This window comes from Massilia eurypsychrophila, assembly GCF_002760655.1.
GTDB lineage: Bacteria > Pseudomonadota > Gammaproteobacteria > Burkholderiales > Burkholderiaceae_D > JAFCUW01.
In genome coordinates, this window is sequence record NZ_PDOC01000011.1 from 1 (window position 1) to 25,449 (window position 25,449).

The following is a 25,449-nucleotide window of genomic DNA, read 5'->3' on the forward strand; positions in this document are numbered from 1 at the left end:
GGCTACGTCGAGTGGGCGTTCGCCAAGCGCAACAAGATGTCGCACACCCAGCTGAAAAACAAGGACGGCGTGTTCCTGCAGCCGGACGACGAGAACTTCAAGGCCGCCGCCGCCAACGCCGAGTGGAGCAAGACGCCTGGCTTCGGCGTGGTCCTCACCGACATGTCCGGCAAGGCTGCCTGGCCGATCACCGGCGCGTCGTACATCCTGATGCACAAGACCCAGGCCGACGCCGTCAAGGGCAAGGAAGTGCTCAAGTTCTTCGACTGGGCCTACAAGAACGGCGGCGCTGCAGCCGCTGAACTGGACTACGTCCCGATGCCGCCGTCGGTCGTGACGCAGGTGCAAGGCGCCTGGAAAGCGCAACTGAAGGACACGTCGGGCAAAGCGGTGTATTAATCGAAGCGGCTGGCGCGCGGAGACTCCGCGCGCCATGGTTGCAAGCGGGGACCCATGCTGAGTCGGCACTGTGTGCATGCTCAGCAGGGTCCCCGCTTCGTCATATCACCATGTCATTATCCTGAAGCATTTGCCCTGCAAAATGCTAGTTGCGTACGGGAATCAACCGTGCGCTAACTGCAATCCTTGGGCCCACCATACCGTGAAAACCATCCTGTCCGCCGACGCACCGGCACCTCCCAGGATCTCCGTGTCGATGATGGCGAAGCGCACCGCGCGCCTGCTCGGCAGCCTGCTGTGGCCGCTGCTCGCGCTGCTCGCCTGCGCCACCATCTGGTCGCTTACCATCGCCCGCGCCAACGTCGAATGGGAACGCGCCAACGCCGCCGTCACCAAAGATGCGGGCGCCTATGCCAAGGCGTACGAACAATACGTCACCCGCTCGGTCGGCCAGATGGACCAGGTCACCATGCAGCTCAAGCACAGCTGGGAGCACTCGCGCAACCCGCGCCTGATCGAAGACCTCAAGCGCGACGGCATGTTTACCGACAGCGCCTACGTCGCTGTCAGCATCGTCGACCGCCAGGGCGTGGTGCGCTCCTCGACGCAGGCTGCCACCGGCGCGCCGAACCTGGCGCACACGCGCCTGTTCGCCCATCACCGCGACAACATTTCAAGCGCGCTCAGAGTCGGCGTGTTGCCGGGCGAACTGGCCTACAGCCAGGAAGTGGTGCTGTTTACGCGCCGTCTCGACACCGCCGACGACGGCTTCGACGGCGTCGTGGTGCTGGTTGTCGATGCGCGCTACTTCACGTCGTTTGTCGGCCCGGCCGCGCTGGGCGAGCACGGCATCGTCGCGCTGGTGGGCGCCGACACGCGGCTGCGCATCGAGCAGCGCGGCGACGGCACCATGGCCGACGGCGGCGCCGCCTCGATCCTGCCGCACAGCGCCGCCACCTGGCGCGGCGCCAGCGGCGTGCAGCTGGTGCAAGGCGACGCCGGCTTTGCCGACGGCATCGGGCGCGTGCTCGGCTGGCGCCAGTCGAGCGCCTATCCGCTGGTGGCGCTGGTCGGCCTGTCGCACCGCGACGCCGTCGCCGGCGCCCAGCTGTACTGGCAGGAGGGGCGCACCACGGCGATCCTGGCCAGCGTGTGCCTGCTGCTGGTCGGCTCCCTGGCCGCCGCGTTCTCGGCCCGCGCGGCCGCGCGCCTGCGCGAGCAGGACGAAGTGCGCAATGCCTACCGTACCGCGACCGAAAGCGCCAACGACGGCTTCTACATGGTCGCGGCGATGCGCGACCGCCAGGGCAGGATCGTCGACTTTCGCATCGTCGACTGCAACGAGCGCGGCGCGTTCTTCTATGGCATGCAGCGCGACGAACTGGTGGGCACGCGCCTGTCGCTGATCGACAGCGGCTTGTTCGGCGAGCAGCTGCTGTCGACCTACCGCAAGGCGATGGAGCACGGCTTCCATGAAGACGACCGCCGCATGCCGAGCGACAATCGGCTCAACATCCGCTGGGGCCACCGCCGCATCGTGCGGGTCGGCAACGGCCTGGCGGTGACCTTGCAGGACGTCAGCGAGCGCAAGGCGCACGAAGCGCAGCTCGAACGACTGGCCAATGAAGACAGCCTCACCGGCCTGCCGAACCGCCACTGGATGCTCGAATTCATGCCGCGCGCCATCGACAAGGCGCGCGCATCCGGCACCGGGTTCGCCATCCTGTTCATCGACCTCGATGAATTCAAGCAGGTCAACGATTCACAAGGCCACGCGGTCGGCGACCAGCTGCTGCAGGCAGCCGGGCGGCGCCTGTCGGCCTTGCTGCGCCCGACCGACCACGTAGTGCGCTTCGGCGGCGACGAATTCATCGTGTTGCTCGACCCGTACGATGGCGATCCGCAGGTGGCGGCGATTGCCGCGCGCATCGTCGCCGCGTTCAACGATCCGTTCGCCATTGCCGACGATGCGCAGGCGGTTGGCGCTTCGGTCGGCATCAGCGTCTTCCCACGCGACGGCGCCGATGCCGAGACGCTCATCAAACACAGCGACATAGCGATGTACGCCGGCAAGAGCGACGGCAAGGGGCAGTTCCGCTTTTTCGATCCGGCGCTGTCGGCCACGCTGAAAAGCAAGGCGCGCCTCAAGCACGGCCTGCTCGAAGCGATCGAGCGCGAGCAGTTCACCTTGTACTACCAGCCGCGCGTCGACACCCACACCGGCGAATTGCTCAGCATGGAAGCGCTGCTGCGCTGGCGCCATCCGGCGCTGGGCATGGTCTCGCCGGCCGAGTTCATTCCGCTGGCCGAAGCGAGCGGCCTGATCCTGCGCATCGGCGAAATGGTGATCGACATGGCGTGCGCCCAGCTCGCCGCGTGGCAGCGCGCCGGCGCGCGCGTCGTGCCGGTGTCGATCAACGTGTCGCCCAAGCAGTTCAAGCGCGGCGGCGTCAAGCATCAGCTGACGGCCGCGCTGCACCGCCATGGCGTCGCAGCCGCGCTGCTGGAGGTGGAAATTACCGAGTCGGCCATGATGGGCGACCAAGATGAAATCATCGCCGAACTGGCCGCCATCCGCTCGCTCGGCGTCAAGCTGCACGTCGACGATTTCGGTACCGGCTATTCGTCGCTGTCGCAGCTGCAGCGCCTGCGCATGGACGTGCTCAAGGTCGACCGCGCGTTCACCGCCGAACTGGGCACGTCGCGCGAAGGGCGGGTGTTCTTCCAGGCGATCGTGTCGATGGCGCATGCGCTGGAAATGTCGGTCGTGGCCGAAGGCGTCGAAACTGAACAGCAGCTCGATATTCTGCGTGCGCTCAAGTGCAACGAGGTGCAAGGCTACTTCATTGCGCGGCCAATGCCGGCCGACGACATGCAAGTGATGATGGAGCGGCGCTTCCTGCTGCAACCGGTCGAGACGATGGATGCCTGATGCTGCAACTCAGGAATAATTTTTAACGCAATGCCTTCAGGAGACGACAAGATGACAGCTTCAACACGCAAGCCGGCGGCGACGCCGGCAGCACCGACAGAGGCCGCCACACCTGCAGCACCGGCACGGCGCCGCGCCGCCGCTAAAACGGTGGTGAAGCTGGCCCCAAAGCCAGCGGCGACGCCAGCCGCAGCGCCGGCCGCCGTCGCGGCCGCCCCCAAACGCAAGCTCCACGAAAAGCGGATCCGGACCAGTTTTGCCCTGCCCGAAAGCCAGATCGTCCTGCTGGTCGAACTGAAGAAACGATGCCTTGAGTTCGGCATGAACGTCAAGAAGGGCGAGCTGTTGACGGCCGGCCTGCAGTTGCTGAAGTATCTGCCCGATACGGCGCTGGAAGCGGCGGTGCTGCCATCGATGCGAGCCGGGCGCAAGAACGCGCCGGTGAAGAAGCGCAAGAAGTAAGCCTGCATGGACGGAATGCGCGGTGGCGATGTCATCGGTCTGTCACCGCGGCCAGCTAGAATCGAGCGGCTTTCTCCTCACCAGGCAGACATGACCCCAACCACAATCTTGATGCTGAGCGCCTCGGCCGGCACTGGCCACACCCGCGCGGCCGAAGCGCTGCGCGTGCATGCGGCGATGGCCGGCGGCGAGCTGGAGGCGGTCCACCTCGACGTCCTGCAGTTTGTCACGCCGCTGCTGCGGGCGATCTATACCGATGTCTACAATCTGCTCGTCGGGCGGGCGCCGGGGCTGTGGAGCCGCCTGTACCGCGCCACCGATCGCGCCAGGCCGCGCGGCCGGGCGCACAAGATCCGGCGCTGGGCCGAGCGCATCAGCAGCCGGGCCTTGCTGCGCGAAGTGGCGCAGCGCCGGCCGGACCTGATCATCTGCACCCACTTCCTGCCAGCGGAGATGCTGTCGCCGCTGTGCGGCAGCGGCGCCCTCGCTTGTCCGGTCTGGGTGCAGGTGACGGACTTCGACCTGCACCAGATGTGGGTGCACGACCATATCGCCGGCTATTTCGCGCCAAACGATGAAGTCGCCTTCCGGCTGCGCGAACGCGGCATCGCCGCCGCGGCGATCCACGTCACCGGCATTCCCATCATGCCGGCGTTCTCGCACCAGTTCGACCGCCGCGGCTGCGCGCGCGCGCTGCAGATCCAGCCGCAGATGATGACGGTGCTGCTGATGGGGGGCGGGACAGGCTTGGGCAGCGTGATTCAGATCGCCGAACGCCTGCTGGCGCTGCACATCAATTTTCAGATCATTGCGCTGGCCGGAAAAAGCGCATCGACGCTGGCCGCGCTGCGCGAGCTGGCGGCGCGCCATCCGGGCAGGCTGACGCCGCATGGCTACACCGGCCATATCGAGCGGCTGATGGCCTGCTCCGACCTGGTCGTGACCAAACCGGGCGGACTGACGACGGCCGAGTCGCTGGCGATGGGCTTGCCGATGATCGTCATCGCACCGATTCCCGGCCAGGAAGAGCACAACGCCAATTACCTGCTCGAGCGCGGCGTGGCGCTGAAAGCCTTCGACATGGTGACCCTGGAATATCGGATCCGATATTTGATGGGGCATCCGGCCAAGCTCGAGGACATGCGCAGCAAGGCGAGGGCGCTGGGCCGTCCGGAAGCTGCGCGCGCGGTGCTCGACACGGTCATGGCGAAGTTGCACGCATGACGCCGCAAGGATTGCAGTTGGCGCTGACGGTGGGGTTTGTCGTGGTCCTCGCCTATTTTTTCGCCAAGGTGGAGATTCATATCGAAGGCGATGCGGGCTGGGCGGCGAATCTGCCGACATGGCGGATCGAATCGCACTGGCTGCTCGATATTTTGTGGGGCGGGCGCGCGATGACCGGCTACCATGCCTGGGTATTCCCGTTCATCGCGCTCAGCTTTCACGCCCCGATCTTCTTTACGGCGGCGTGGTCCTGGCAAATGGAAGCGCGCATTCTTGCGGCAATCATGCTGTTCTGGATTGCCGAGGACTTCCTCTGGTTCATCATCAATCCGGCGTTCGGATTGCGCCGCTTTCGCGCCCGGTTCGTGCCCTGGCATAAGCACTGGGTGTGCGGCGCGCCGGTCGACTACTGGATTTTTTCCAGCGCCAGCGCGGCGCTGTTCGCGTATTCGTAGTGAGCGGTGGGCGCTTCAGGCGAATGGCAGATCGAGCGCGTGGCTTACGCGCACGCACAGTTCCGTCGACGTGCGCGCAATAACTTCCCGCGGCACCGCGAATTTCTCGGTCAGCCGGTCGTGATCCTCGAAGCCGTATGACACCATGAACGGGTGCATGCCGGTGCTGATGGCCGCGTGATAATCCTTGAATTCGTCGCCGCACACGTAGGCGCGGGCGGGGTTGACGTCGAAGCGCTCGCGCGTGAGCCGGAATTGCGCCGTCTTGCCCTGGCTGAGCGGGACGTGGTCAAAGAAATCGAATTCGCCGACATCGATGTCGTGGCGCGCGAACAGCAGGCGCAGCGTTTCGAGCGGCTCGTTGGTGACGTTGCGGGTGACGAGGCCGACGACGACATCAGGCGCCGCGATCAGCGATTTGATCAGGTCGGCGATCCCCGGATAAAGGCTGGCCTCTGAGCGGTACACTTCGGTGAGCGACGCGACGATTTTCTTGCGGCCGCGCTGGCGCATGTTTTTCTTGATAATCGACGGGAATTCCTTCAGGCCGCCCAGGTACTTGAAGAGATGGTGGCGCTTTTGAAAGCTCTTTTCCGCGCCGAGCGTCATGCCGTTGAGCGCGAACGCCTGTTCGATCGCCGGGTAGGCATCGATGGTGGTTCCGTCCGCATCGAGGATGATGAGTCGCTTATTCTGGAACATGATTTCCTCAGGGCCGGCTGCGTGATCTGGCCATTCTGGAGACTGCGCATGACAGGTTGATGACATGGGGTCGGCCAAATAGTGCGCAGGTGTGGAGATGTGTGCATTTTCGCTGCTGAGTTCACTGTAGAATTTCCGTCATGACACTTCAGCGCAAACTTCGCATCGCAAACATCCTCATGCTGGTAGGGATATTACCGCTGGTTCTCGGCATCAGCTGGATAGTATCGGGAATCGTTTATGCTCAACAGCACAAAGGGCAAATGGGCGGATCCGATGCATTTCTGATGATCGGCGTGCTCATTGTCACTTATGCCTTCGCGTTGCTGCTAGGTGGTGGAAGTTTGATATGGTCGGCAGTGGTGGCCAGACGAAACGCTGGAATACGCGCGACCGCCTCAAAAATCATCAGGATAAGCGTCTGGTTTATGCTGGCGGCTCCGCTCGTATGGTATTTTGGATTGGCGCTGACACTACTTTAAAGCGCGCTGCAATCGTTTCGTCAAGAGGCGCGCTGCGCCCTCAGCCTGGTAATCATGGCGTCTCAAGTTGGGCTAACGCCGCTGGCGCTGTCCGCCTTCTGTTCAGCTGTCAGATGGCAGCGCGCCCAGTGTCTCGACAATCGCGTTCTGAAACCTCTCTGGCTCGTCTTGATGTATTTGATGTCCAGATTTTTCGAACAAAAACAGGGCTTTTCGCGGGGCCTTCAATTCCATGAAGTACGCCTGCGCGATGCCTGTGGACGTTTGAATATCATTTTTGCCGACCAAAAAAAATACCGGCACGGAAACCTTTTTCAATGTCTTGGGTAGGTCGATGCTCATGACTTCGTTCCACACGGGCGACCATGTTTTGGACCACGCGAGAAATCCGTTTTTGAAGTCGCTACTCAGGGCAAATTCTTTGCCATCTTTATGGAAACGCCACTTTCTCGGATAAAACATGTCTTCGTCGATCTTGAAGGGAATGCTGATCTTGGCAAGCTCGTCGCTTGCAACAGCATTGTCTTTAAAGTGAGCTTTCAACGCGCCTAGCAATTCCTTTTCGCTAGCCAACTGGCTGATGACGGGATTGGCAGCGAAGTACGCGTGCAGAAGTTCCGGATGAATTCTAACGATATGAAAACCAAGCACGTTGCCCCAGGAACTGCCGAGCAAATACACTTTATCGTGCTTCAACTGCTTCCTGAGGAACTGGATGACCTGAACAGTATCCATTTCCATTTGCTCAACTGAGGGTTGGGTAGGGGAATCATTCAGTTTCAACGTCAACCGGCACATTTCGTGACGTCGGACCGTCTGTACTCTGCGCTTGGCTAGTACCGAATGGGGCTAGCACTGCGAGCAAAACACCTAACTAATACGCATATTATTCTCATCAATTCTCGCTAGTCCAGGTCAATTTCCCAATTGTAAACGCGCCCGCTGTTTAGTGAGGCTGGAAATGATTGGCCATCAACTTTAGCGGCTCGTGTTTCGAACCGAATGGCTCGCAGTCTATGAATCTCGGCAAGGTGAGCAACGTCGATTTGACAAAATATCTATTTATAGATATTATGTCTCGCATAGTGCCATTGTGCTACTTGATTTATGTTTTTACTTGGCAAACTGGATGATCAATGACTAAGAAGCACATGCTTGAATTGTTGGTGTCAGCCGCTCTATTGTCATGCGCTGCATCACTGTCCACCGCAGGCACAACGGCGCCTTCGCTGCAGTTGCAGTCGATGGAACGCGTTGCGCACACTCTGCGCAGCACGACGGGCGCCGGCTCGGTCTCCATCGGCGTGGTGTTCGATGGCAAAACGTTCTCTGGCCATTACGCAAATCACGATGCGCGCAATGTGCAAGCAAACGACGCGACCTTGTTCGAAATCGGCTCAATCAGCAAAGTGTTCGCTGGCTCCCTGGTCGCCTTGGCGGTAGTGGATGGGAAGATTGCATTGGATGACGATATGCGCAAATATCTGGAAGGCGATTATCCTAATCTGCAGTTCAAGGGACAGCCGATCCGGATCAGGAACCTGCTGACGCACAAGACGGGTATTGATGTTCCGTTCCCCGATACGAGGGACATTCGCCTGAATTTTCCCCCGCACGACTTCATCGCGCAAAAGAATTTGCTTGACGGACGCTACACAAAGAATGACTTCTTCAAAGAACTTGCTGCGGCGAGCGTGACGGCCTTGCCGGGTACACGCTTCAAATATGGCGCGTTGGGACCGGAACTGTGCGCGGCGATATTGGAAAAGGTCTACGGCAAGAGTTACGACAGTCTGTTACAGGAATTCGTGCTTGGACCGGCCGGAATGACCGCAACGCGCCTGCGCCTCGCGCCGGGACAGCGGCTGGCGACCGGTTACAACGCCGATGGTCGCGGAATGGACCCGCTCTCCAGCAATCTGTGGGGCGCTTCGAAATTCCTGAAATCGACGATGGGGGATCTGATTTCCTTCGCCACGTTTGAACTGGCAAGCCGTCATCGGGCCGTGCTGGAATCGCAGCGCCTGATCGATCCTGACGGGCAGATGGCGTACTTTTGGGAGACTGAAAAGAACAGCGCCGGCTGGAATTATGTCAAGGATGGTGGCTCAAACGGGACGTCGAGTATCGTCAAAATCCTGCCGGCGCGGGGTATTGGCATTGTGATCGTCGTGAACCAAAGCGATGTGAACACCGGCACGCAGGTCGGGGTTGCCCTGGCTGCGCTGGAACGCGAATTGCTGGAGTTACCGATTGGAGACGTTGGAACAAAAATGACAACCTCGCTACCTTAGGTGCCCTCATGATCAAACGCACTCCCGAGCAGCGCGCACTATTGGAACAGATGGAACAGATCGCGATCGGACTTGGTAAAGCGTTTGCGCCGTTTTGCGAAGTGGTCGTGCACGACTTGCTCGACCCGTCGCACGCAATCGTCGCGATACAGAATAACTTGTCCGGTCGCGCGATTGGGCAGGAAGCCACTGAACTGGGGCTGGCGCGCATTGCCGACCCGAGCTTTCCACAGGTCCTGGCCAGCTACGCCAACCAGTTTGCAGACGGACGCCAGGTCAAGAGCACTTCCATCGGAATCAAGGATTCAGGGGGGAAGTACGTGGCCGCCTTATGCCTGAATATGGATTTGACCCCCTTTCGCAGCATGCAGCAGGTGATGCAGCAATTTGTACACATTCATGACCAGAGTGGGGTGGAGGAATCGCTGGCTCCTTCAGGAACGGAGGCGATTCGACAGCACATCGACCAATTCGCCGCCAGTTGCGCAACCACGCCGCGCGCGTTGAAGGCGGAGGAAAGGCGTTTGATGATGCGCGAGTTGAAGGGGCTCGGTTTGTTGGAGGTGAGGCGCAGCATGGAAACGGTGGCCCAGCATCTCGGGGTGTCGCGGGCCACTGTGTACAAGGATGCAGCGTGAGAGAACCTCAATCGTGGTCGCGGGGATCGGAACGAGCGGTTACGCTTGCCGAAATACGTACGAGTCCGATCATTGACGCTTCGCGAAGTGTCGTCAGGCGCCCAGCGGCATCGGTTGCCTGGTGACGGCAACCGCGACGATATAGCCGAACGTGGCGAGCGCGCCGACGAAGGCCGCCATGCGCACCGTCCTTGTGCGCCCGCGCTTAAGGGCGATGGTGCCGAGCACGATGTAGACGAGCAGGGCGATCACTTTCGCGCTCAGCCAGTTTTGCGCAAGCGGGTACTGGCTGCTCCACACGGCCAGCGTGATGGCGCTGGCCAGCAGCAACGTGTCGACCACATGCGGCGCGATCCGCACCCAGCGCTGTTGCAGCAGCGCCGGGTCGCGCAGCATCCACACGCCGCGCAGCAAAAACAGGCTGCCGCTAACGGCAGCGCAGCCCATGTGGAAATGCTTCAGGGTCAAATAGTCCAAAGGTGCCTTCTTGATCAAAACAGTCGCCGGGGGCTTAATATAGCCGAGTCCGGCCGTTTTTGGAGCGGCGCCGCATCGCCGCCGGATAAAAATGTATACTGTTTAACGATCCATCCGTATCGGTGCCACGCCTGCACGAGATTTGCCATGAGACTGACCTCCTATACTGATTACGCCTTGCGCACGCTGATTTTCCTCGGCGTGAACCGCGATCGCCTGGTGACCATCCAGGACATCGCCGACCTGCACGGCATTTCGAAGAATCACCTGATGAAGGTGGTGCACCAGCTGGGCGTCAACGGCATCGTCGACACGGTGCGCGGGCGCAATGGCGGCCTGCGCCTCAAGCGCGAGCCGGCCGACATCAACATCGGCGCAGTGGTGCGCAGTACCGAGACCGATTTCTACATGGCCGTCTGCTTCGACCCCAACCACGTCGGCTGCGCCTATTCGCCCGCGTGCTCGCTGAAGGGCGTGCTGGGCGCGGCCACCGCGGCCTACCTGAAAGTGCTCGACGGCGTGACCCTGGCCGACATGCTCGTCGGCCTGGCGCCGCCGAAGCCAAAAACCAGTCCGGTGCGCATGTATCCGCGCGCTCCGCTGCCGAACTAGGCAAACCCCGCCAAACGCATTGCCGCGCCGCCCTTGCGCAAAGCCGGCATTGAAAGTAGTATATGAAATACTTCTTATAAATGCGAGTGCGCCATGAGCCTGTCCACCATCGAAGAGCCCGTCCCGGCCGCCGGCAAGGTGGCGTCGCCGTTTGCCCATCCCTTCTGGGCGCTGGGCTTCCGGCCGTTTTACCTGCTCGCCGCCGTGTTTGCCGCCGTCGCGGTGCCGGTCTGGGTGGCGCAGTACTTTGGCTATATCGGCTGGCAGCGGGTGGGGCTGGCCTGGCACATGCACGAGATGGTGTTCGGCATGGCGGTGGCCGTCATCGCCGGCTTCCTGCTGACGGCGGTGCGGGCCTGGACGGGCCTGTGGACCGCGCGCGGCGGCCAGCTCGCCGCGCTTGCCGCGCTGTGGGTGGCCGGACGGGTGGGACTGCTGGCCGCTCCGCCGCTGCTCGGCGCGCTGATTGACATCGCCTTCCTGCCGCTGACCGCCTGGCTGCTGTTCCGGGTGCTGCGCCGCGCCGGCAACAAGCGCAACCAGTTCCTGCCGCTGCTGCTGGTGCTGCTGACAATTGCCAATGCGCTGTACCACGCCGCCATGCTGGGATGGATCGTGCTGTCGCCGGCCACACCGGTGCAGGCGGCGATCCTGATCGTCGTGCTGATCGAATCGGTGATCGGCGCGCGCGTGATCCCGATGTTTACCCGCAACGGCGTGCCGGGCAGCGCGCCGCTGGTCAACCCGAAACGCGACAAGATCGCGCTTGGCCTGACGCTGGCCGCCATCGTCGTCTGGCTGCTGCCGTTGCCGCCGGCCGCGTTTGCCGGCTTTGCGGTGGCCGCCGGCTGCGCGAGCTTGCTGCGGCTGGCAGGCTGGCACCCGCAGCGCACGCTGGCAGTGCCGCTGGTGTGGATCCTGCACCTGTCGTACGCGTGGATACCGGTCGGGTTTTTCCTGCTGGCGCTGGCCGAGCTGCACATGGTCACGCCGAGCGCGGCGTTCCACGCGCTGGCGGTCGGATCGATGGCCGGACTGATCATCGGCATGATGACGCGCACCACGCTTGGCCACACCGGGCGGCCGCTGCTGGCCGGCGCCGCCGAAACGTCGATGTTCTGGCTGATTCAACTGGGCGCCGTGGCGCGGCTGTTCGCCGCGCTGGGCCCGGCCGGGGCGCGCGAGATCAGTCTGGTTGGCGCGGCGCTGGCCTGGTCGCTGGCGTTTTCGCTGTTTGTGATGGTGTACGGCCGCTTCCTGTGGCAGGCCCGCATCGACGGCAAGGAAGGCTAGTCATTCGACGGATTGTCGCGCCGGTGATTCAAGGACAAGCCTCGCGGCGCTCCCCGGTGTATCATTCCTTGCAAATTTTGCGTGGGATCTGGGGGAATTATGGCAGTCGGCTGGGTAGGAATGTTAAGGATGGTCCCGTGGGGCGACGTCATCAAGGCCGCGCCGGAAGTGGCGAGCACCGCGCGCAGGCTGTGGGATTCGGTTGGGAAAAAGAGCCCCGGGCCCGATGTGGTAAACGACGTCGACGGCGCCGTGCACGCGCCCGACCCGATGGTTGCCCGGCTGGAACACGCCGAGACGGCGCTGGCCGACCTGCATGCGCAAATGCTGGCCGCTTCCGAAGTGATCACGACACTGGCACAGCAGAACGCGCAGCTCGTTGCCCGCATCGACATGCTGCGCAAGCGCGCGCTGTACCAGGCCATCGCCACTGGCGCCGTCAGCGTGATCGCCATCGTCATCGCCACCGCAGCCTGGCTGGCGCGCAGCAGCTGATGAAGTTCGTGCTCATGTTCGGCTTCGCCTTCATTGCGTACGCGCTGGTGGTGGGACGCGCGCGCCGCCGCGGCAACCCCAGCAAGGAGTCCGACCGCGCCTACATCCTGCTGGCCACCGCAGCGAGGTATATGTTGTACATCGCGGGCGCGATAGTGCTTGTGTTCGTTGTCGCAGTGCTATTCCACCAATGGTGAGCTCAGGGTGATGCCGGCGCCGGCGTCGCCGCACTGCGGTGCACCACTTGCGGGCGCAAGACCAATACCGGAATCGTCGAGTGCGCCAGCACGTTTTGCGTCACGCTGCCGGTGACCAGGCGCCCCATGCCGCGCTTGCCGTGCGATGCCATGAAGATAAGGTCGCACTGCTTTTGCTGTGCCACCTGAATGATTTCGTCATGCGGCATCGCCGAGTAGCTCGTCACGGTGTCGCAAGCAAGGCCGGCTGCCTGCGCTTGCTGCGCGACGCGGTCGACGTTCTGGCGCGCTGCCAGTTGCAGCTGGTTCAGCTCGGCGTTCAGGTCGAGCGTCATCGGGCCTTCGGTGCCCACCAGCGAATACGGCTCGACCACCGAAAGCGCGACAATACTGGCGCCGCACGCGCGCGCGAAAGCAATGGCGGCTGTCACGGCCTGGTCGGACATGCCGGATCCGTCCGTCGGCACCAAGATTTTCGTATACATGTCATGCTCCTCCTGTTGGTTCCATTCCGTGCGCCGGGCGTGCCCGCGCGCTTGACGCATGTCGTGTGGCGTCAGCCGGCGCCGCCGGTCGCCGGGCCCTAGCGGCTGCTCTCGACGCGCACGCCATCGCGCACCCGGTCATCCGGATGCATGATGACGCGCTCGCCGGCAGCCACGCCGGACAGCACCTGCGTGTGCAGGCCGTTGCCGGCACCCGGGCGCACTGCGCGCTTGCGTGCGCGCCCGGCATCGACGACATACGCTGCCCAGCCGGCGCCGTCGCGAAACAGCGCGCTGGCCGGCATCTGCAGCACGTCGCCGCTTTCCCAGACGATGTCGAGCGCGCCGGTCGGCTCGTCGCACAGCAGCACGCGCGGGCGCTTGGCGACGGCGCGCGCGATCGACACGCGCTGCTGTTCGCCGCCCGACATCTGCGCCGGGAAATGGTCCATGCGCCCGGCCAGGCCGACCAGGGCCAGCGCCGTCTCGGGCGCCAGCGGATCGTCGGCGATGTCGGTCACCAGGGCGACGTTTTCGCGCGCCGTCAGGCTCGGGATCAGATTGTAGAACTGGAACACGAAGCCGACCACCCGGCGCCGGTAGTGCGTCATGGCGGCATCGTCGTCGAGCTGCATGGCCTGGCCATCGAAGCGCAGCGTGCCGGCCGACGGCGCGTCGATCCCGCCGAGAATGTTGAGCAGCGTCGACTTGCCGCTGCCGGACGGGCCCAGCAGCACGACGAATTCGCCGTCGTACAGCACCAGGTCAACGCCGCGCAGCGCCTGCACCACGACCTCGCCCATCTGGTACGTCTTGGTCAGGCCGTGCGCCTCGAACACTACGTGGGCGGCGCTGTCGCTTGCCGGGATGGCCATGCCGGGTGCCTCGATCGATGACTGTGCGGCCGGCGCCGCCGGCATGATTGCCCTTATGGTTTGACCGCGGCGGCGCGCGATTGTTCAGTGCCGGCGCAGCGACAATCGCCCGCCACGTCGCGGCCCATTCGTTAGTTCAGCGCAGCTTGCCAGCGCCGGCGTGGCGCCACGGCAGCGCGCGGAACGCCGGTTTCAGCATCGACAGCGCGAACAACCCGACGGTGCTGACCCCGATCGCTGCTGCGAACTGGGCCAGCGTCAACGCCTGAAAGCGGAAGATCGCCGCCAGCCACGGCACGTAGAGCACCAGCAACAGCAGGCCGAGCGCGGCGCCGGCGACGATCCAGACGAGCCGGTTCGGCGTGCGCAGCGAAGCAATCACGCCAAGCGAACTGGAACGGTTGGCAAAAATGAGTGCCAGGTTCGACAGCACCAGGCTGGCAAAGCCGAACGCGCGCGCCTGCGCTTCCGGCAAGTTGGCCAGGCTCCAGGCATAAGCGGCGAGCACCAGCAGCAGCACCACCGATCCCTGCGCCATCGCCACTGCAATGCTGCGCCGGCCGAACAGCGCGGCATCCGGGCCGCGCGGCGGGCGGCGCATCTGGTCCGGTTCGGCCGCCTCGTTTTCGAATACCAGCGAGCAGGCCGGATCGATGATCAGTTCGAGGAAAACGATGTGCATCGGGTACAGCAGCGGTGGCCATCCCATCAGCACGGGCAGCAGCGCCATGCCGGCGATCGGCGCATGCATCGACACGATGTAGGTCATCGCCTTCTGCAGATTGCTGTAGATGCGCCGTCCCGCGGCGATGGCGTGGACGATCGACGTGAAGCGGTCGTCGAGCAGCACGATGGCGGCCGCTTCGCGCGCGACGTCGGTGCCGCGCTTGCCCATGGCGATGCCGACGTGGGCCGCCTTCAGCGCCGGCGCGTCGTTGACGCCGTCGCCGTTCATCGCCACCACCGCGCCGCCCTGTTTGAGCGCCTGCACGATGCGCAGTTTCTGCGCCGGCGAAATGCGCGCGCACACGCTGGTGCCGGGCAAGCGAGCCAGCAGGGCGGCGTCGTCCATCGCCGCCACCTCGTCGCCGGTGAGCGGCACGCCATCCGGCAGGCCGGCTTGCAGCGCGATGGAGCGCGCCGTGGCGGGATAGTCGCCGGTGATCATGACCACGCGGATGCCGGCGGCGCGGCACTCGGCCACCGCCGCCGGGATGTCCGCGCGCAACGGGTCGGCCAGTCCGGCCAGGCCGATCAGCTCCCATGCGAAGCCGTGCGGATCGTCCGGCAAGCTGTCCGCATCGATCTGCGCGCTTGCCACCGCCAGCACGCGCAGGCCGCGCTGCGCCATCGCGTCGGCCGCGGCCAGCACCTTGCTTCGCTGCGCTTCGTCGAGACGGCAAAAGGCGGCGATGCTTTCCGGCGCGCCCTTGGCGGCGACCACGCAGGCGCCGGCCTTGCCCGCCTGCCACACGTGGGTCAGGGCGCGTCGATCGGGGGTGATGCCGTACTCGCGCACCAGCGTCCAGTCCGGGTGCAACTGCGCTGTACCTTGCAGCGCGCTGTCGCCGAGGCGGTGAAATGCCAGTTCCATCGGATCGCTGGGACGCACCGCGCTGGCAAGGATCGAAAACTCGGCGAGGCGCCGAAACGGCGCGGGCAGTTCGGGTTGCCCGCTCGCCAGCTCCTGGTGTTGATCCTCGACATACAGGGCTGCGACGGTCATCTGGTTTTCAGTCAGCGTGCCGGTCTTGTCGACGCACAGCACCGAGACGGCGCCGAGCGTTTCGATCGCTGGCAGGCGACGCGTCAACACGTTCTGGCGCGCCAGGCGCCATGCGCCGAGCGCTGGAAACACGGTCAGCACCACGGGAAACTCTTCCGGCAACATCGACATCGCCAGCGCGATGCCGGCCAGCAGGGCCTGCAGCCAGTCGCCCCGGGTCAGGCCGTACACCAGGACCAGCGCCAGGCTCATGCCGATGCCGAGCATGGCAAACAGCGTCGCCAGCTTGGCCGTTTCGCGCGTCAGCGGCGAGCGTTCGCGCACGACGTCGCGCAGCGAGGCGCCGATGCGGCCGATCTGGCTGTTTGCCCCGGTCGCGTCGACCCTGGCGATGCCGTGGCCCTGTACCACCAGCGTGCCTGAGAACAGCCGTGCCGATTCGGTGGCGGCGCCGGCGCCGGCCAGCGCCGCTTTCATCACCGGCACCGATTCGCCGGTGAGCAGCGATTCGTCGGCCTGCAGGCCGTTGCCTTCGACCAGCACAGCGTCGGCCGGCACGCGGTCGCCCTCCGCCAGCACGACCAGGTCGCCGCGCACCAGCTCGCGGCTGTCGATGCCGGCCCGCTTGCCGTTGCGAATGACCGTCGCGCGCGGGCTGCTCAGGTCACGCAAGGCGTCGAGCGCGCGCTCGCTCTTGCCTTCCTGGTACAGCGTCAGCCCCAGCGTGACGCCGACCATCAGGCACAGGAACAGGCCTTCGCTCAGTTCGCCGAGCAGAAGGTACAGCGCCGCCGCGCCGATGATGAGCAGGAACATCGGTTCGCGGGCGGCGTCCAACAGGATGTGGCGCCAGGTGCGCTTGTCGCTCTCTGGCAGGCTGTTCGGACCCTCCGCCATCCTGATACGTTGTGCTTCATCGTCGGAGAGGCCGCCAAGCATGCCGGTTTCAACCATTGTGTACATCCTGAAAGTGATGGGCGGGCTTGCCCAGTTTCCGATGGTAGGTAGTTGCCGGTGCTCTTTCCTTGACGCACATCATGCACCGCGTTTTTGTTTGTGGTACGCGCTGAGATAGCTGCGCATTGACGGCGAAGGAGGCATCGGCAAGCGCAAGCGTTGCCCGGCAGCATGGCAGCGATGGTCTTCGATGGCCCTGGGCAAGCGCTGCGCGCGGCGCGCCTGCCGCTGCCGGTTGCCGGCGAGCGCGACGTGCTGATCCGCGTATCGGCCTGCGCGGTATGCCGCACCGACCTGCACATCGTCGACGGCGACCTGGCGCCGCATCGGCGCCCGCTGGTGCCGGGCCACGAAATCGTCGGCACCGTGGTTGACGCCGGACGGGCGGTGACGCGTTTCGCGCTGGGGCAGCGGGTCGGCGTGCCGTGGCTGGGCAGCACTTGCCGGCATTGCCGCTACTGCCTCAGCCATCGCGAAAACCTGTGCGACCAGCCGGTGTTTACCGGCTACGACCGCGACGGCGGTTACGCCGAGTACGCTGCCGCCGATGAGGACTTCTGCTTTGCGCTGCCGGCGCGCTACGACGACCTGCACGCGGCGCCCTTGCTGTGCGCCGGGTTGATCGGCTACCGCGCCTATGCGATGGCCGCGCCGGACGGCGCGCTGGGCATCTACGGCTTCGGCGCCGCGGCGCACCTGGTCACCCAGCTTGCCGTGCACGCGGGACGCACGGTGTATGCCTTTACGCGGCCGGGCGACCTGCGTTCGCAGCACTTCGCCCGTTCGCTGGGCGCCGCGTGGGCCGGCAACTCGCAGCAGGCGCCGCCGGCGCTGCTCGATGCGGCGATTATCTTCGCCGCGGACGGCGCCCTGGTGCGCCAGGCGCTGGCGGCCAGCGCCAAAGGCGCCAGCGTGGTCTGCGCCGGCATCCACATGAGCGACATCCCGCCGCTGCCGTATGCGTTGCTGTGGGGCGAGCGCTGCGTGCGCTCGGTGGCGAACCTGACGCGCGCCGACGGCGAGCGCTTCCTGGCGCTGGCCGCGCGACACCAGCTCGCGGCGCAGGTCACGCCGTTTCCGCTGCCGCAGGCGAACGACGCGCTCGCTGCGCTGCGCGCGGGCAGCTTTGATGGCGCTGCTGTGCTGGTGCCCGGGTGACCGCGGACAGGCCCGGCGCGCTGCAACGTATTCGGCCCGCATGGCGCCTGCAGCGTTAGCGGCCGTGCAGATCTGCTATTGTTGCGACAGCAATAGCATCCGGCAAACTTCATAGGGGGCCCTCCCAGCAATGAAAAACGAGATATCCATCCGGCGCGCGCGCGAAGGCGACGAAGAGGCGCTGGCGCTGGTGGGCCAGGCGACCTTTCTAGAGACATTCGCGGGCGTCCTCGACGGTGCCGCGATCGTCGGGCACTGCCAGAAGGCCCACTCGGCGTCGCAGTACTGCAATTGGCTGGCCGATTCCGAGGTCGCTATCTGGCTTGCCGAGATTGCGCCGGGTAATGCGCCGGTCGGCTATCTGGTCATTGCCCCTCCCGACCTGCCGATGGTGGACATCGGCCAGGATCTCGAGCTCAAACGGATTTACCTGCTCAGCCGCTATCACGGGGGCGGCACCGGCAAGCAATTGCTGGCGCAGGCCATCGACCATGCCCAATCCCAACGGGCAGCGCGCCTTGTGCTAGGGGTCTATTCCGGCAACACCGCTGCCATTGCTTTTTACCGGCGCCAGGGCTTTGCCAACCTTGCCGAGCGAAAGTTCAATGTGGGCGGCAAGGATTACGATGATCACGTCATGAGCCTCGCGCTCGCAACCGCCTGAAAAGCTGACCTCAACTGCCGACCGCGCGGCCTCGCGCCGGTCCACGCATCTCCACGCCCTTGTTGCCATTTTGATGTCATGAGCTTGTAGTTTTCGTTTGATTTAATGCATCGGTTCATGCAGCGGATGGCACGTATCAGGCACCACGCCTGTGCATGCCCGATCGGCATGCGCAACCGGCGGCACCACGATTCTCCGTCATCCGGCACGCACCGGTGCGGGACGAAATCCGCGACGATGCCGCCGCCAAACAACGGCGCGTTACCTCACTACGAATATGGGTTAGCAATGGATAACACAGCAATCTCGGCCACTCGTCGCAATCTCCTCAAGGGCATCGCCAGCGCTTCGGCACTGCCGTTCGTCGGTGCGTTTACTGCCATGCAGTCGCAGCAGGCGTTGGCCGCCAATGGCGCCACCACGCTCGTCACCAGTCCGTATGGCGCGATCGCGCCGGTCAACGACATGACCACCGGATTGCCGCTGCTGCAACTGCCGCTTGGCTTCAGCTACAAGAGCTTCGGCTGGCGCGGCGACCTGATGACCGACGGCAAAGCATGCCCTGGCGGTCACGACGGCATGGGCGTGATCGTCTCGCGCAAGGTCGGCCGCAGCACCGAGCTGGTTTTGGTGCGCAATCACGAGATCGGCTCCGCGTCGGCTGCCAATTTCCTCAATGCGCCGGGCGTCTACGACAGCGGCAATACCAGCGCGACCGCGACGACCAAATTTGGCGGCGGCAACACGAACCTGCTGTTCCGCGATGGTAATTTCGTCAGCATGACGCCTAGCTTGGGCGGCACTCAAACCAACTGCGCCGGCGGGGTCACGCCGTGGGGCACCTGGCTGTCGTGCGAAGAGGTCAGCTCGGACGCCGCCGGCACCAGCGGCAAGAAGCATGGCTACGTCTTCGAAGTGACGGCCGATCCGGCCCAGACCACCGGCCTGCCGATCGTCGGCATGGGACGCTTCGGCCACGAAGCTGCCGCCGTCGATCCGGCCACCGGCATCGTCTACGAGACCGAAGACAGCTCCGGCAAGTCCGGCTTTTACCGCTATATACCGGACATCGTGCCAGGCTATCCTGGTTCGCTGGCCATGGGCGGCGTGCTGCAGATGGCGCGCGTGAAGGGCATCGTCAACGCCAACCTCGGCACCGCGCCCGTCAACGCCACCTATGAGCTCGAGTGGGTCAATATCGCCAACCCTGATCAGAACCGCAGCAATGCGACCGGTCCGACCGGCATCACGATCAGTTCCGCAGCCGGTCCGTTCGTGCAGGGCTGGACCCAGGGCGCGCTGCGCATGAACCGCGGCGAAGGCATCTGGTACGCGCAGGGCAAGATGTTTGTGATGGATACGTCGGGCGGCTCGGTCGCGCGCGGCACGATCTGGGAGCTCGACCTGGCCAGCCAGGTGCTGACCTGCATCTACTCGAGCCCGAGCGCGCTGGTGGGCAACATGGGCGACAACCTCACCGTCAGCCCGCGCAACGCCATCCTGATCTGCGAAGACGCTTCCACCGCCGCGACCGACAGCTTCGGCTTCGGCCAGCGCCTGATGGGTCTGACCGGGGCGGGCGACGCGTACATCTTCGCCAAGAACAACGTCACGCTGACATCGACCCAGCTGAACACGGCCGGCAAGCTGGCCAGCCTGCAGGGCGACCACCGCTCCAATGAGTTTGCCGGCGCCTGCTTCGATCCGACCGGCCGCTACCTGTTCGTCAATATCCAGACGCCTGGCATCACGTTCGCCATCTCGGGTCCGTGGGCCAAGGGCCCGCTGTAACACACGCCATCCAATCACAACGAAAGCAACCGCCATGAATTTCCGCACACTGTTGATATCATTTTTGGGCGCGCTGGTAATTTCGGGTTCGGCCAGCGCCGCTGTGCTCGTCAGCTCCACCGGTTCGCCGGCGAACGTGGTTACCGACTACAGCACGCCATCGCTGGTGTCGTTCGACCTCGACCTGGAAAACTTTTCCAGCACCCGGCTCAATTTCGTCATCGAAGAGGGCGACCTGCTCGGTCCACTGAGTTTGAATGCGCTGGTTCGCAACCTCAGCGGCATGGGCATCGACCATTTCACGTTCGCGCTGCAGGGAGTCACCTTCGCCGCGGCAGGCAGCGTGACGCCGGCGTTCGGCACCGTCGCCGGTGTCGGCTTCACCAGCAACCTGGCGACGATCGACTTCCGTACGCCGGAATTTGCTGAATTCCAGTTCGGCAATCCGTTTGGCACGGTTGGCAAGAGTGACTGGGTGCTGAACACGGCCAATCTGCGCGCCGGCGACCAGTTCTCCATCACCGCATCGGTGCCGGAACCGTCGACGATTACCCTGATGCTGGCGATGCTGATCGCCGGTTCGCTCGCCCTCAAGCGCCGCGACGACCGCTGATACGATCGCGCCTGTGCCGGCGACGTCGCGCGGGCGCCGCCGATGCCTGCAACTGGCGCATTTGACACTGCCGGCATCGAATGCTAGCCTGAAAAACCATCTTCAACACCTCAGGCACCTGCCATGCGCTACTGGCACCTTGACCGCGCTGCCCCTTCCGGTCCAATCGACCTCTCGCAGGTCACCGGGCTGGTGGCGGCAATTGGCCAGGCCGACGCGTCCTCCTTCGCCACCGAAGTGCTCAATACATTGGGCGCGGCGGCGCGGATTTCGCAATGTACTATCTTCGCCTACGAGTTCGGCAACCGCCCGCGCACCGTGTCGGTGGCCGACCACCGGGGAGGGCGCTTCCTGCGCGACGTCGCCGACGTCTACTCCAAGCTGTACTACGTCCTCGACGGCAATCAGGGCATCGTAAGCTCGGCCCAGCCGGCGCGGTCGTCGGCGTCGATGGTGATCCACCAGCAGGGCAGCGACGAGATTGTCCACGAAGGCTAACGGGTGGCGTGCTACAGCGACCCGAACGTCTGCGACCGCCTGTCGCTGATGCTGCAGCCGGCCGAGCACATCTGGTTGTCGGTCAACCTGTACCGCGATCGCCAGCACGCCAACTTCCAGCCAAAGGAGATTGCGCTGGTCGAGACGCTGGCGCCGCTGCTCGGTCACGCGGCAAGGCATCACTACGCCTTGCACGGCCAGAGCCAGCAGGGCATTCCGCAATTGATGCTGGCGCGCCTGCGCAGCGTTTGCCCGACCCTGGCCAAGCGCGAACTGGACGTCGTGCGCGGCGTGCTGGAGGGTTATTCGGCTGCAGAAATCGGCGACATCCTCGGCATCAGACGGCCAGCGTGGTCACTTACCAGAAGCGCGCGTATCAGCGCCTTGGCATTTCCAGCCAGCGCCAGTTGTTCGCGCTGTGCCTGTCGGTTGACAAGCCTCAGACGCCGAACAAATCCCTGCGTTGCCATGAAGGCAACGCCGGCGTACACTGAGCCGTTCTGACTGTCTGCTATCGGCCAGTAGCAAACGTTCACCGTGTAGGCCAATGTAACGTAGAAACGCGCATTAAACTCAATCAGTACGCCATTGAACCTTATGCAAATTCAAATCGACTATCGTCTTACTGACATCGGGTGGGCTGAATGCACTGTATCGTCAGGTGAGCGGACGTGCCTAGTGACGGCGTCGTACGAGTCCGACGCGCTCAGGAACCTTGTCCTTGCCGCAAACGGCGTGTTGGCGGGATTTTCTGCTCTGACATTCAGGTTTGACGAAGAACCGGGCGAATTTCGATGGGTGATCACCGCCCCAAGGCACAACGAAGTGCAGATAGACATCTTACAGTTTCCGGAACTATGGGGCGCACGGCCCGACGCGGAGGGCATTTCGTTATACACATCACGTTGCCGCCCAATCGTTTTTGCCAAGGCTGTCGCAGATGCCGCGAGGCGGGTACTGGAGGCACACGGTGAAAGCGGCTATCTCGAAAAGTGGGATGCACATCCGTTCCCAGCGGCTCAATATGCTGATTTAGTAAAAGCAATCGAAAAGGATGGAGAAGACTAACCTGTCTTTCCCCCGCTGCATGGGTGTCCGCTTTGGGTCGATAGCGGACTGTCGGTGATAGACGACTTTCAGCCAGGCGCCGGACCATTAACACCCTTACTTACTAGCCGATCATTTACTTACATGAGACCAAACTTCCACGAGGTAGCAGGACTATGGGAACGTGATGGGTCGCTTCGGGACATCTACGTCCAGGACACCGAAGCTGTGCACTGGAATCGCTTCGACCAACTGCTTAGCCAATATACATGCTCGTACACTTTTGATGGTGTGGCGGCACCCTTCCCAGGAGCGCAAAGCGTTCTAAGAAATCGTGAAGGCTCGCATGTGTTGTCGATTTTGTTGAACGGCCCGGTTGAAGTTTGCTGTCACTTTTTCATTGCCGAGCAGTTAGAACTCGACATCTCTCCCAAGGAAATTACTGGCGCAATCGAGCATGACGAAGTGTTGTCATTTGTCGAGAACTTGGCGGAGGCTTTAGAGCTTTCTGCGGACATAACGCCCGAAAACTCGGAGCACACGCCCTTTCTGACTTACGTACCGCAGAGCAGAACATGGCGCATGCACGATGAGCCGGGTAGCTCTTAACGTCCGCAATGGGTCGAATGCGGCGGGTCAGCACAAACTGCAACAAGTTCAAATTGGCAACATGCTAGACTTGTTCGAACAGCCGGTTTCGGCCAAAAGCGGACCTTCGACCGAAGGAGCACAAGGAAGACATGACCAATTCAAATCGATTGAGACGGATAGCAGTTTGGGTACCGACTCATACCCCTCCTCATTTCTTTTTTTTCTCCGTGCCAGGAAGTGGCGATTTACCAGGGCTGACAGCATGACGTCGCAAACAGGCAGTTCAATACTGAATAAACTGGTCATGCTGGCAGCTTGCTTCGGCGCGCTTACCATCATCCTGCTTACGATAATCGGCGGGGCGATGTTTCCCGGGTATAGCCATGCATCACAATTCATCAGCGAATTGGGGGCTCGAGGTGCGCCGCATGCACAGCTCGTCAATTTCGGCGGTTTCCTTCCTGCGGGCGCTCTTGTGTGTGCGTTCGCCGTGCTGGCATGGAAAGCATTGCCGCGCTCGGCGGGCACTACCATCGGCATGGTCGGTATTGCGCTATTCGGTTTTGGTTACCTGGTCGCTGTGTTTTTTCCGTGCGATGCAGGCTGTAGGCCTGCCGCACCCAGCTATTCGCAGCTGATCCATAACTCTTTGGGACTGGTCGGCTATTTAACCGCGCCAGCGGCATTGGCTATCTTGGGATGGCAGGCCCGCTCCTGGCTTGGCGGCAGGTTGCTGTCGATGCTGGGCTTTCTAGGGGCGCTGACGGCGTTTACCGGGCTGTCGCTGTTGTCTCCCGAGTTCGCCTTCGTAGGTATCGCGCAGCGCTTGCTGGAACTAAGCGTCCTAACGTGGATCGTTGCCTGCGGAATATACGTCAACAAAAAGACGGCTACCAGCTAGATTGGCGTTGTATGCAATAGAAGCGGTCGGAGCCTCAAGGTCCGCCACCTGTTCCGCAAAACATAAAGCTGATGACCTTGCTGTCCAAACTAAACTCTGCCTTAGCTGCTGCTACGCTGACTTTCGCGGAAATAGCTGCTGCTCAACCATCCGCCCTGGTGGTTCGTATCCACTACGTGGTGAGCGAGAGGTCAGCTGACCGCGTGGAAAAAATACTGACAAGTCCGCTTGAGCGAGCTCTGCGCGCGCTTCCCCGAATAGTCAAAATGCGGTCAGCTACCGGTAATATGGCCAAAGGTGTAACTGTAGACCTTCAACTTCACTTCGAAGGAGGAGCGACTGCGCAAGATTTAGCAATGGTCTTGACGCAAGTCGCAAAGCAAGAGATTGAGAATATCGACACTTCTTCCGTCGCGGTACATCGAATGCCACCGAGTGTTGATAACGACGCCGATTTACTGTTGCGCTAGGTTTCATATACGTTGACAAACGGGTCGAGTCTGCTATGGGACGATAGCGGACATACACGGCCAGGCTCCGGACCAAGATGGCGGCCGTGTTAGTACACGGTTTGTGTTGGCGGTATATCGAACGGCTTTGTCAGGCGTACTTAGGCGCCGGCACTGGCAGCAGAACTGGTGCCCCCTTGCGCCGCAACACGATATGCGTCGCCTTCGCCGAGCCGACCGATTCCACGCATTCGTAGCCGAGCGCGCGCAGGTCGAGCCCTTCGAACAGCGGCTCGCCGCGCCCGAGCAGGACCGGCGCGATTGCAATGTGCAGTTCATCGACCACGCCTGCGCGCAGATATTGGCGGATGGTGCTTGCCCCGCCGCCGATCCGCACATCCTTGCCGGCGGCCGCTTCGCGCGCACGGTCGAGCGCCTCGCGAATGCCCCCGGTGATGAAGTGGAAGGTGGTGCCGCCTTCCATTTCGATGGACGGGCGAGGGTAGTGCGTCAGGATGAAAGCGGGAACGTGATACGGCGGGTTGTCGCCCCACCAGCCCTTCCAGTTCTTGTCCGGCCAGTCGCCGCGATCGGGTGAGAACATATTCCGGCCGAGAATCCAGGCGCCGACATTCTGGAAGCCGCGGGCGGCGAAATCATCGTCCACCCCGGTGGTGCCGTCGTCGTTGCCGAACAAAGCCCGCTGCACGGTGCGTGTCGGGAACAGCCACTGGTGCAGGTCGGTCCCGCCGGCGCCGAGCGGATGGTTGAGGTCCTGGTTGGGACCTGCGCCGTATCCGTCGAGCGAAATGGTGAAGCCTTCAACGCGAACTCGTGTCATCGTTTTCTCCGTCTGAACGCCTGACTTCGATCTGGCGGCAATCGCCGCGCTGGCTGACCAGTAGTATATCCGCCCCTGCCGCGCTGTACCCAAAATGGGGACAGGCGCCCCTTGACGCACTCCTATACTCATTCCAATCGCATGGCATCAATAACAACAAGGCGGCAATGACCGCCGGCCGGGATGCCCGC

Annotated in this window: 27 protein-coding genes and 1 pseudogene; 21 read left to right on the forward strand and 7 right to left on the reverse strand. The window is 63.1% G+C overall.

The window, feature by feature from the left end; translation table 11 throughout:
* The 5 genes from CR105_RS16905 to CR105_RS16925 form a co-directional block, all read left to right on the forward strand.
* The coding region (locus CR105_RS16905) for a type 2 periplasmic-binding domain-containing protein (protein ID WP_180288225.1) at nt 1-399 on the forward strand (399 nt) is incomplete at its 5' end.
* A gap of 256 nt (nt 400-655) precedes the next feature.
* Complete coding sequence (locus tag CR105_RS16910) at nt 656-3,331, forward strand: bifunctional diguanylate cyclase/phosphodiesterase (protein ID WP_099790291.1); 2,676 nt, start codon at nt 656-658, stop codon at nt 3,329-3,331.
* A gap of 51 nt (nt 3,332-3,382) precedes the next feature.
* Nucleotides 3,383-3,793, forward strand: coding sequence for a hypothetical protein (locus CR105_RS29250; protein ID WP_131021697.1), 411 nt, complete (start codon nt 3,383-3,385; stop codon nt 3,791-3,793).
* A gap of 90 nt (nt 3,794-3,883) precedes the next feature.
* Nucleotides 3,884-5,017 (forward strand): MGDG synthase family glycosyltransferase, encoded by a 1,134-nt coding sequence (locus CR105_RS16920; RefSeq protein WP_099790295.1) that lies wholly within the window; start codon nt 3,884-3,886, stop codon nt 5,015-5,017.
* Nucleotides 5,014-5,472 carry a hypothetical protein gene (locus CR105_RS16925; protein ID WP_099790297.1) on the forward strand — a complete coding sequence of 153 codons (459 nt, stop codon included), beginning with the start codon at nt 5,014-5,016 and terminating at the stop codon, nt 5,470-5,472. Before CR105_RS16920 ends, CR105_RS16925 begins: the two co-directional genes overlap by 4 nt.
* Nucleotides 5,473-5,487: 15 nt before the next feature.
* Here the strand turns inward: CR105_RS16925 and CR105_RS16930 are convergent, their stop codons facing one another.
* On the reverse strand, nt 5,488-6,252 hold the full coding sequence (locus tag CR105_RS16930; protein ID WP_229413981.1) for an HAD family hydrolase: 765 nt from the start codon (nt 6,250-6,252) through the stop codon (nt 5,488-5,490).
* Between the two features lie 62 nt (nt 6,253-6,314).
* Here CR105_RS16930 and CR105_RS16935 point away from each other — a divergent pair, with 62 nt between their 5' ends.
* Entirely contained in the window at nt 6,315-6,656 is a 342-nt protein-coding gene (locus tag CR105_RS16935; protein ID WP_099790301.1) for a hypothetical protein, read from the forward strand.
* Nucleotides 6,657-6,758: 102 nt separating this feature from the next.
* Here the strand turns inward: CR105_RS16935 and CR105_RS16940 are convergent, their stop codons facing one another.
* Nucleotides 6,759-7,391, reverse strand: a complete 633-nt coding sequence (locus CR105_RS16940; protein WP_131021696.1) for an alpha/beta fold hydrolase — start codon at nt 7,389-7,391, stop codon at nt 6,759-6,761.
* Between the two features lie 401 nt (nt 7,392-7,792).
* On the opposite strand from CR105_RS16940, the gene CR105_RS16945 reads away from it, so the two are divergent.
* Entirely contained in the window at nt 7,793-8,950 is a 1,158-nt protein-coding gene (locus tag CR105_RS16945; protein ID WP_099790305.1) for a serine hydrolase domain-containing protein, read from the forward strand.
* A gap of 8 nt (nt 8,951-8,958) precedes the next feature.
* Nucleotides 8,959-9,588 carry a helix-turn-helix transcriptional regulator gene (locus tag CR105_RS16950; RefSeq protein WP_099790307.1) on the forward strand — a complete coding sequence of 210 codons (630 nt, stop codon included), beginning with the start codon at nt 8,959-8,961 and terminating at the stop codon, nt 9,586-9,588.
* A 93-nt stretch (nt 9,589-9,681) separates the two neighbouring features.
* On the opposite strand, the gene CR105_RS16955 is transcribed toward CR105_RS16950, so the two are convergent.
* A complete protein-coding gene (locus CR105_RS16955; protein WP_099790542.1) occupies nt 9,682-10,065 on the reverse strand; it encodes a SirB2 family protein in 384 nt (127 codons plus the stop codon).
* A gap of 147 nt (nt 10,066-10,212) precedes the next feature.
* On the opposite strand from CR105_RS16955, the gene CR105_RS16960 reads away from it, so the two are divergent.
* The 4 genes from CR105_RS16960 (at nt 10,213) to CR105_RS16975 (ending at nt 12,662) form a co-directional block, all read left to right on the forward strand.
* Complete coding sequence (locus CR105_RS16960; protein WP_099790309.1) at nt 10,213-10,677, forward strand: RrF2 family transcriptional regulator; 465 nt, start codon at nt 10,213-10,215, stop codon at nt 10,675-10,677.
* Between the two features lie 93 nt (nt 10,678-10,770).
* Nucleotides 10,771-11,970 carry an NnrS family protein gene (locus tag CR105_RS16965; RefSeq protein ID WP_099790311.1) on the forward strand — a complete coding sequence of 400 codons (1,200 nt, stop codon included), beginning with the start codon at nt 10,771-10,773 and terminating at the stop codon, nt 11,968-11,970.
* Nucleotides 11,971-12,099: 129 nt separating this feature from the next.
* Nucleotides 12,100-12,465 carry a hypothetical protein gene (locus CR105_RS16970; protein ID WP_099790312.1) on the forward strand — a complete coding sequence of 122 codons (366 nt, stop codon included), beginning with the start codon at nt 12,100-12,102 and terminating at the stop codon, nt 12,463-12,465.
* A complete protein-coding gene (locus CR105_RS16975; protein ID WP_099790313.1) occupies nt 12,465-12,662 on the forward strand; it encodes a hypothetical protein in 198 nt (65 codons plus the stop codon). Before CR105_RS16970 ends, CR105_RS16975 begins: the two co-directional genes overlap by 1 nt.
* Before the next feature lie 2 nt (nt 12,663-12,664).
* Here the strand turns inward: CR105_RS16975 and CR105_RS16980 are convergent, their stop codons facing one another.
* From CR105_RS16980 to CR105_RS16990, 3 genes are all read right to left on the reverse strand, one after another.
* Nucleotides 12,665-13,147 carry a universal stress protein gene (locus tag CR105_RS16980; protein ID WP_099790314.1) on the reverse strand — a complete coding sequence of 161 codons (483 nt, stop codon included), beginning with the start codon at nt 13,145-13,147 and terminating at the stop codon, nt 12,665-12,667.
* A 98-nt stretch (nt 13,148-13,245) separates the two neighbouring features.
* Nucleotides 13,246-14,022, reverse strand: coding sequence for an ABC transporter ATP-binding protein (locus CR105_RS16985; protein WP_099790543.1), 777 nt, complete (start codon nt 14,020-14,022; stop codon nt 13,246-13,248).
* Nucleotides 14,023-14,158: 136 nt separating this feature from the next.
* Nucleotides 14,159-16,702, reverse strand: coding sequence for a cation-translocating P-type ATPase (locus CR105_RS16990; RefSeq protein ID WP_099790545.1), 2,544 nt, complete (start codon nt 16,700-16,702; stop codon nt 14,159-14,161).
* A gap of 174 nt (nt 16,703-16,876) precedes the next feature.
* Between CR105_RS16990 and CR105_RS16995 the strand changes: the two genes are divergently transcribed.
* The 9 genes and pseudogenes from CR105_RS16995 (at nt 16,877) to CR105_RS27855 (ending at nt 24,438) form a co-directional block, all read left to right on the forward strand.
* Nucleotides 16,877-17,863: a zinc-dependent alcohol dehydrogenase family protein gene (locus CR105_RS16995; protein ID WP_099790547.1), complete on the forward strand. Its 987-nt coding sequence runs from the start codon at nt 16,877-16,879 to the stop codon at nt 17,861-17,863.
* A gap of 130 nt (nt 17,864-17,993) precedes the next feature.
* Nucleotides 17,994-18,527, forward strand: a complete 534-nt coding sequence (locus CR105_RS17000) for a GNAT family N-acetyltransferase (protein ID WP_099790315.1) — start codon at nt 17,994-17,996, stop codon at nt 18,525-18,527.
* Between the two features lie 288 nt (nt 18,528-18,815).
* A complete protein-coding gene (locus CR105_RS17005) occupies nt 18,816-20,318 on the forward strand; it encodes a PhoX family protein (RefSeq protein WP_099790316.1) in 1,503 nt (500 codons plus the stop codon).
* 34 nt (nt 20,319-20,352) lie between these two features.
* Nucleotides 20,353-20,931 (forward strand): PEP-CTERM sorting domain-containing protein, encoded by a 579-nt coding sequence (locus CR105_RS17010; protein ID WP_099790317.1) that lies wholly within the window; start codon nt 20,353-20,355, stop codon nt 20,929-20,931.
* Between the two features lie 123 nt (nt 20,932-21,054).
* A pseudogene (locus tag CR105_RS17015) lies at nt 21,055-21,923 on the forward strand (helix-turn-helix transcriptional regulator).
* A 103-nt stretch (nt 21,924-22,026) separates the two neighbouring features.
* Nucleotides 22,027-22,497, forward strand: coding sequence for a hypothetical protein (locus tag CR105_RS17020; RefSeq protein ID WP_099790318.1), 471 nt, complete (start codon nt 22,027-22,029; stop codon nt 22,495-22,497).
* A 123-nt stretch (nt 22,498-22,620) separates the two neighbouring features.
* Nucleotides 22,621-23,085 carry a hypothetical protein gene (locus CR105_RS27850; protein WP_131021694.1) on the forward strand — a complete coding sequence of 155 codons (465 nt, stop codon included), beginning with the start codon at nt 22,621-22,623 and terminating at the stop codon, nt 23,083-23,085.
* A gap of 244 nt (nt 23,086-23,329) precedes the next feature.
* Nucleotides 23,330-23,968: a DUF998 domain-containing protein gene (locus CR105_RS17030; RefSeq protein WP_180288226.1), complete on the forward strand. Its 639-nt coding sequence runs from the start codon at nt 23,330-23,332 to the stop codon at nt 23,966-23,968.
* Between the two features lie 71 nt (nt 23,969-24,039).
* Nucleotides 24,040-24,438: a hypothetical protein gene (locus CR105_RS27855; RefSeq protein WP_131021693.1), complete on the forward strand. Its 399-nt coding sequence runs from the start codon at nt 24,040-24,042 to the stop codon at nt 24,436-24,438.
* 130 nt (nt 24,439-24,568) lie between these two features.
* Here the strand turns inward: CR105_RS27855 and CR105_RS17035 are convergent, their stop codons facing one another.
* Nucleotides 24,569-25,258 carry a dihydrofolate reductase family protein gene (locus tag CR105_RS17035; protein WP_099790321.1) on the reverse strand — a complete coding sequence of 230 codons (690 nt, stop codon included), beginning with the start codon at nt 25,256-25,258 and terminating at the stop codon, nt 24,569-24,571.
* Between the last annotated feature and the right edge of the window lie 191 nt (nt 25,259-25,449).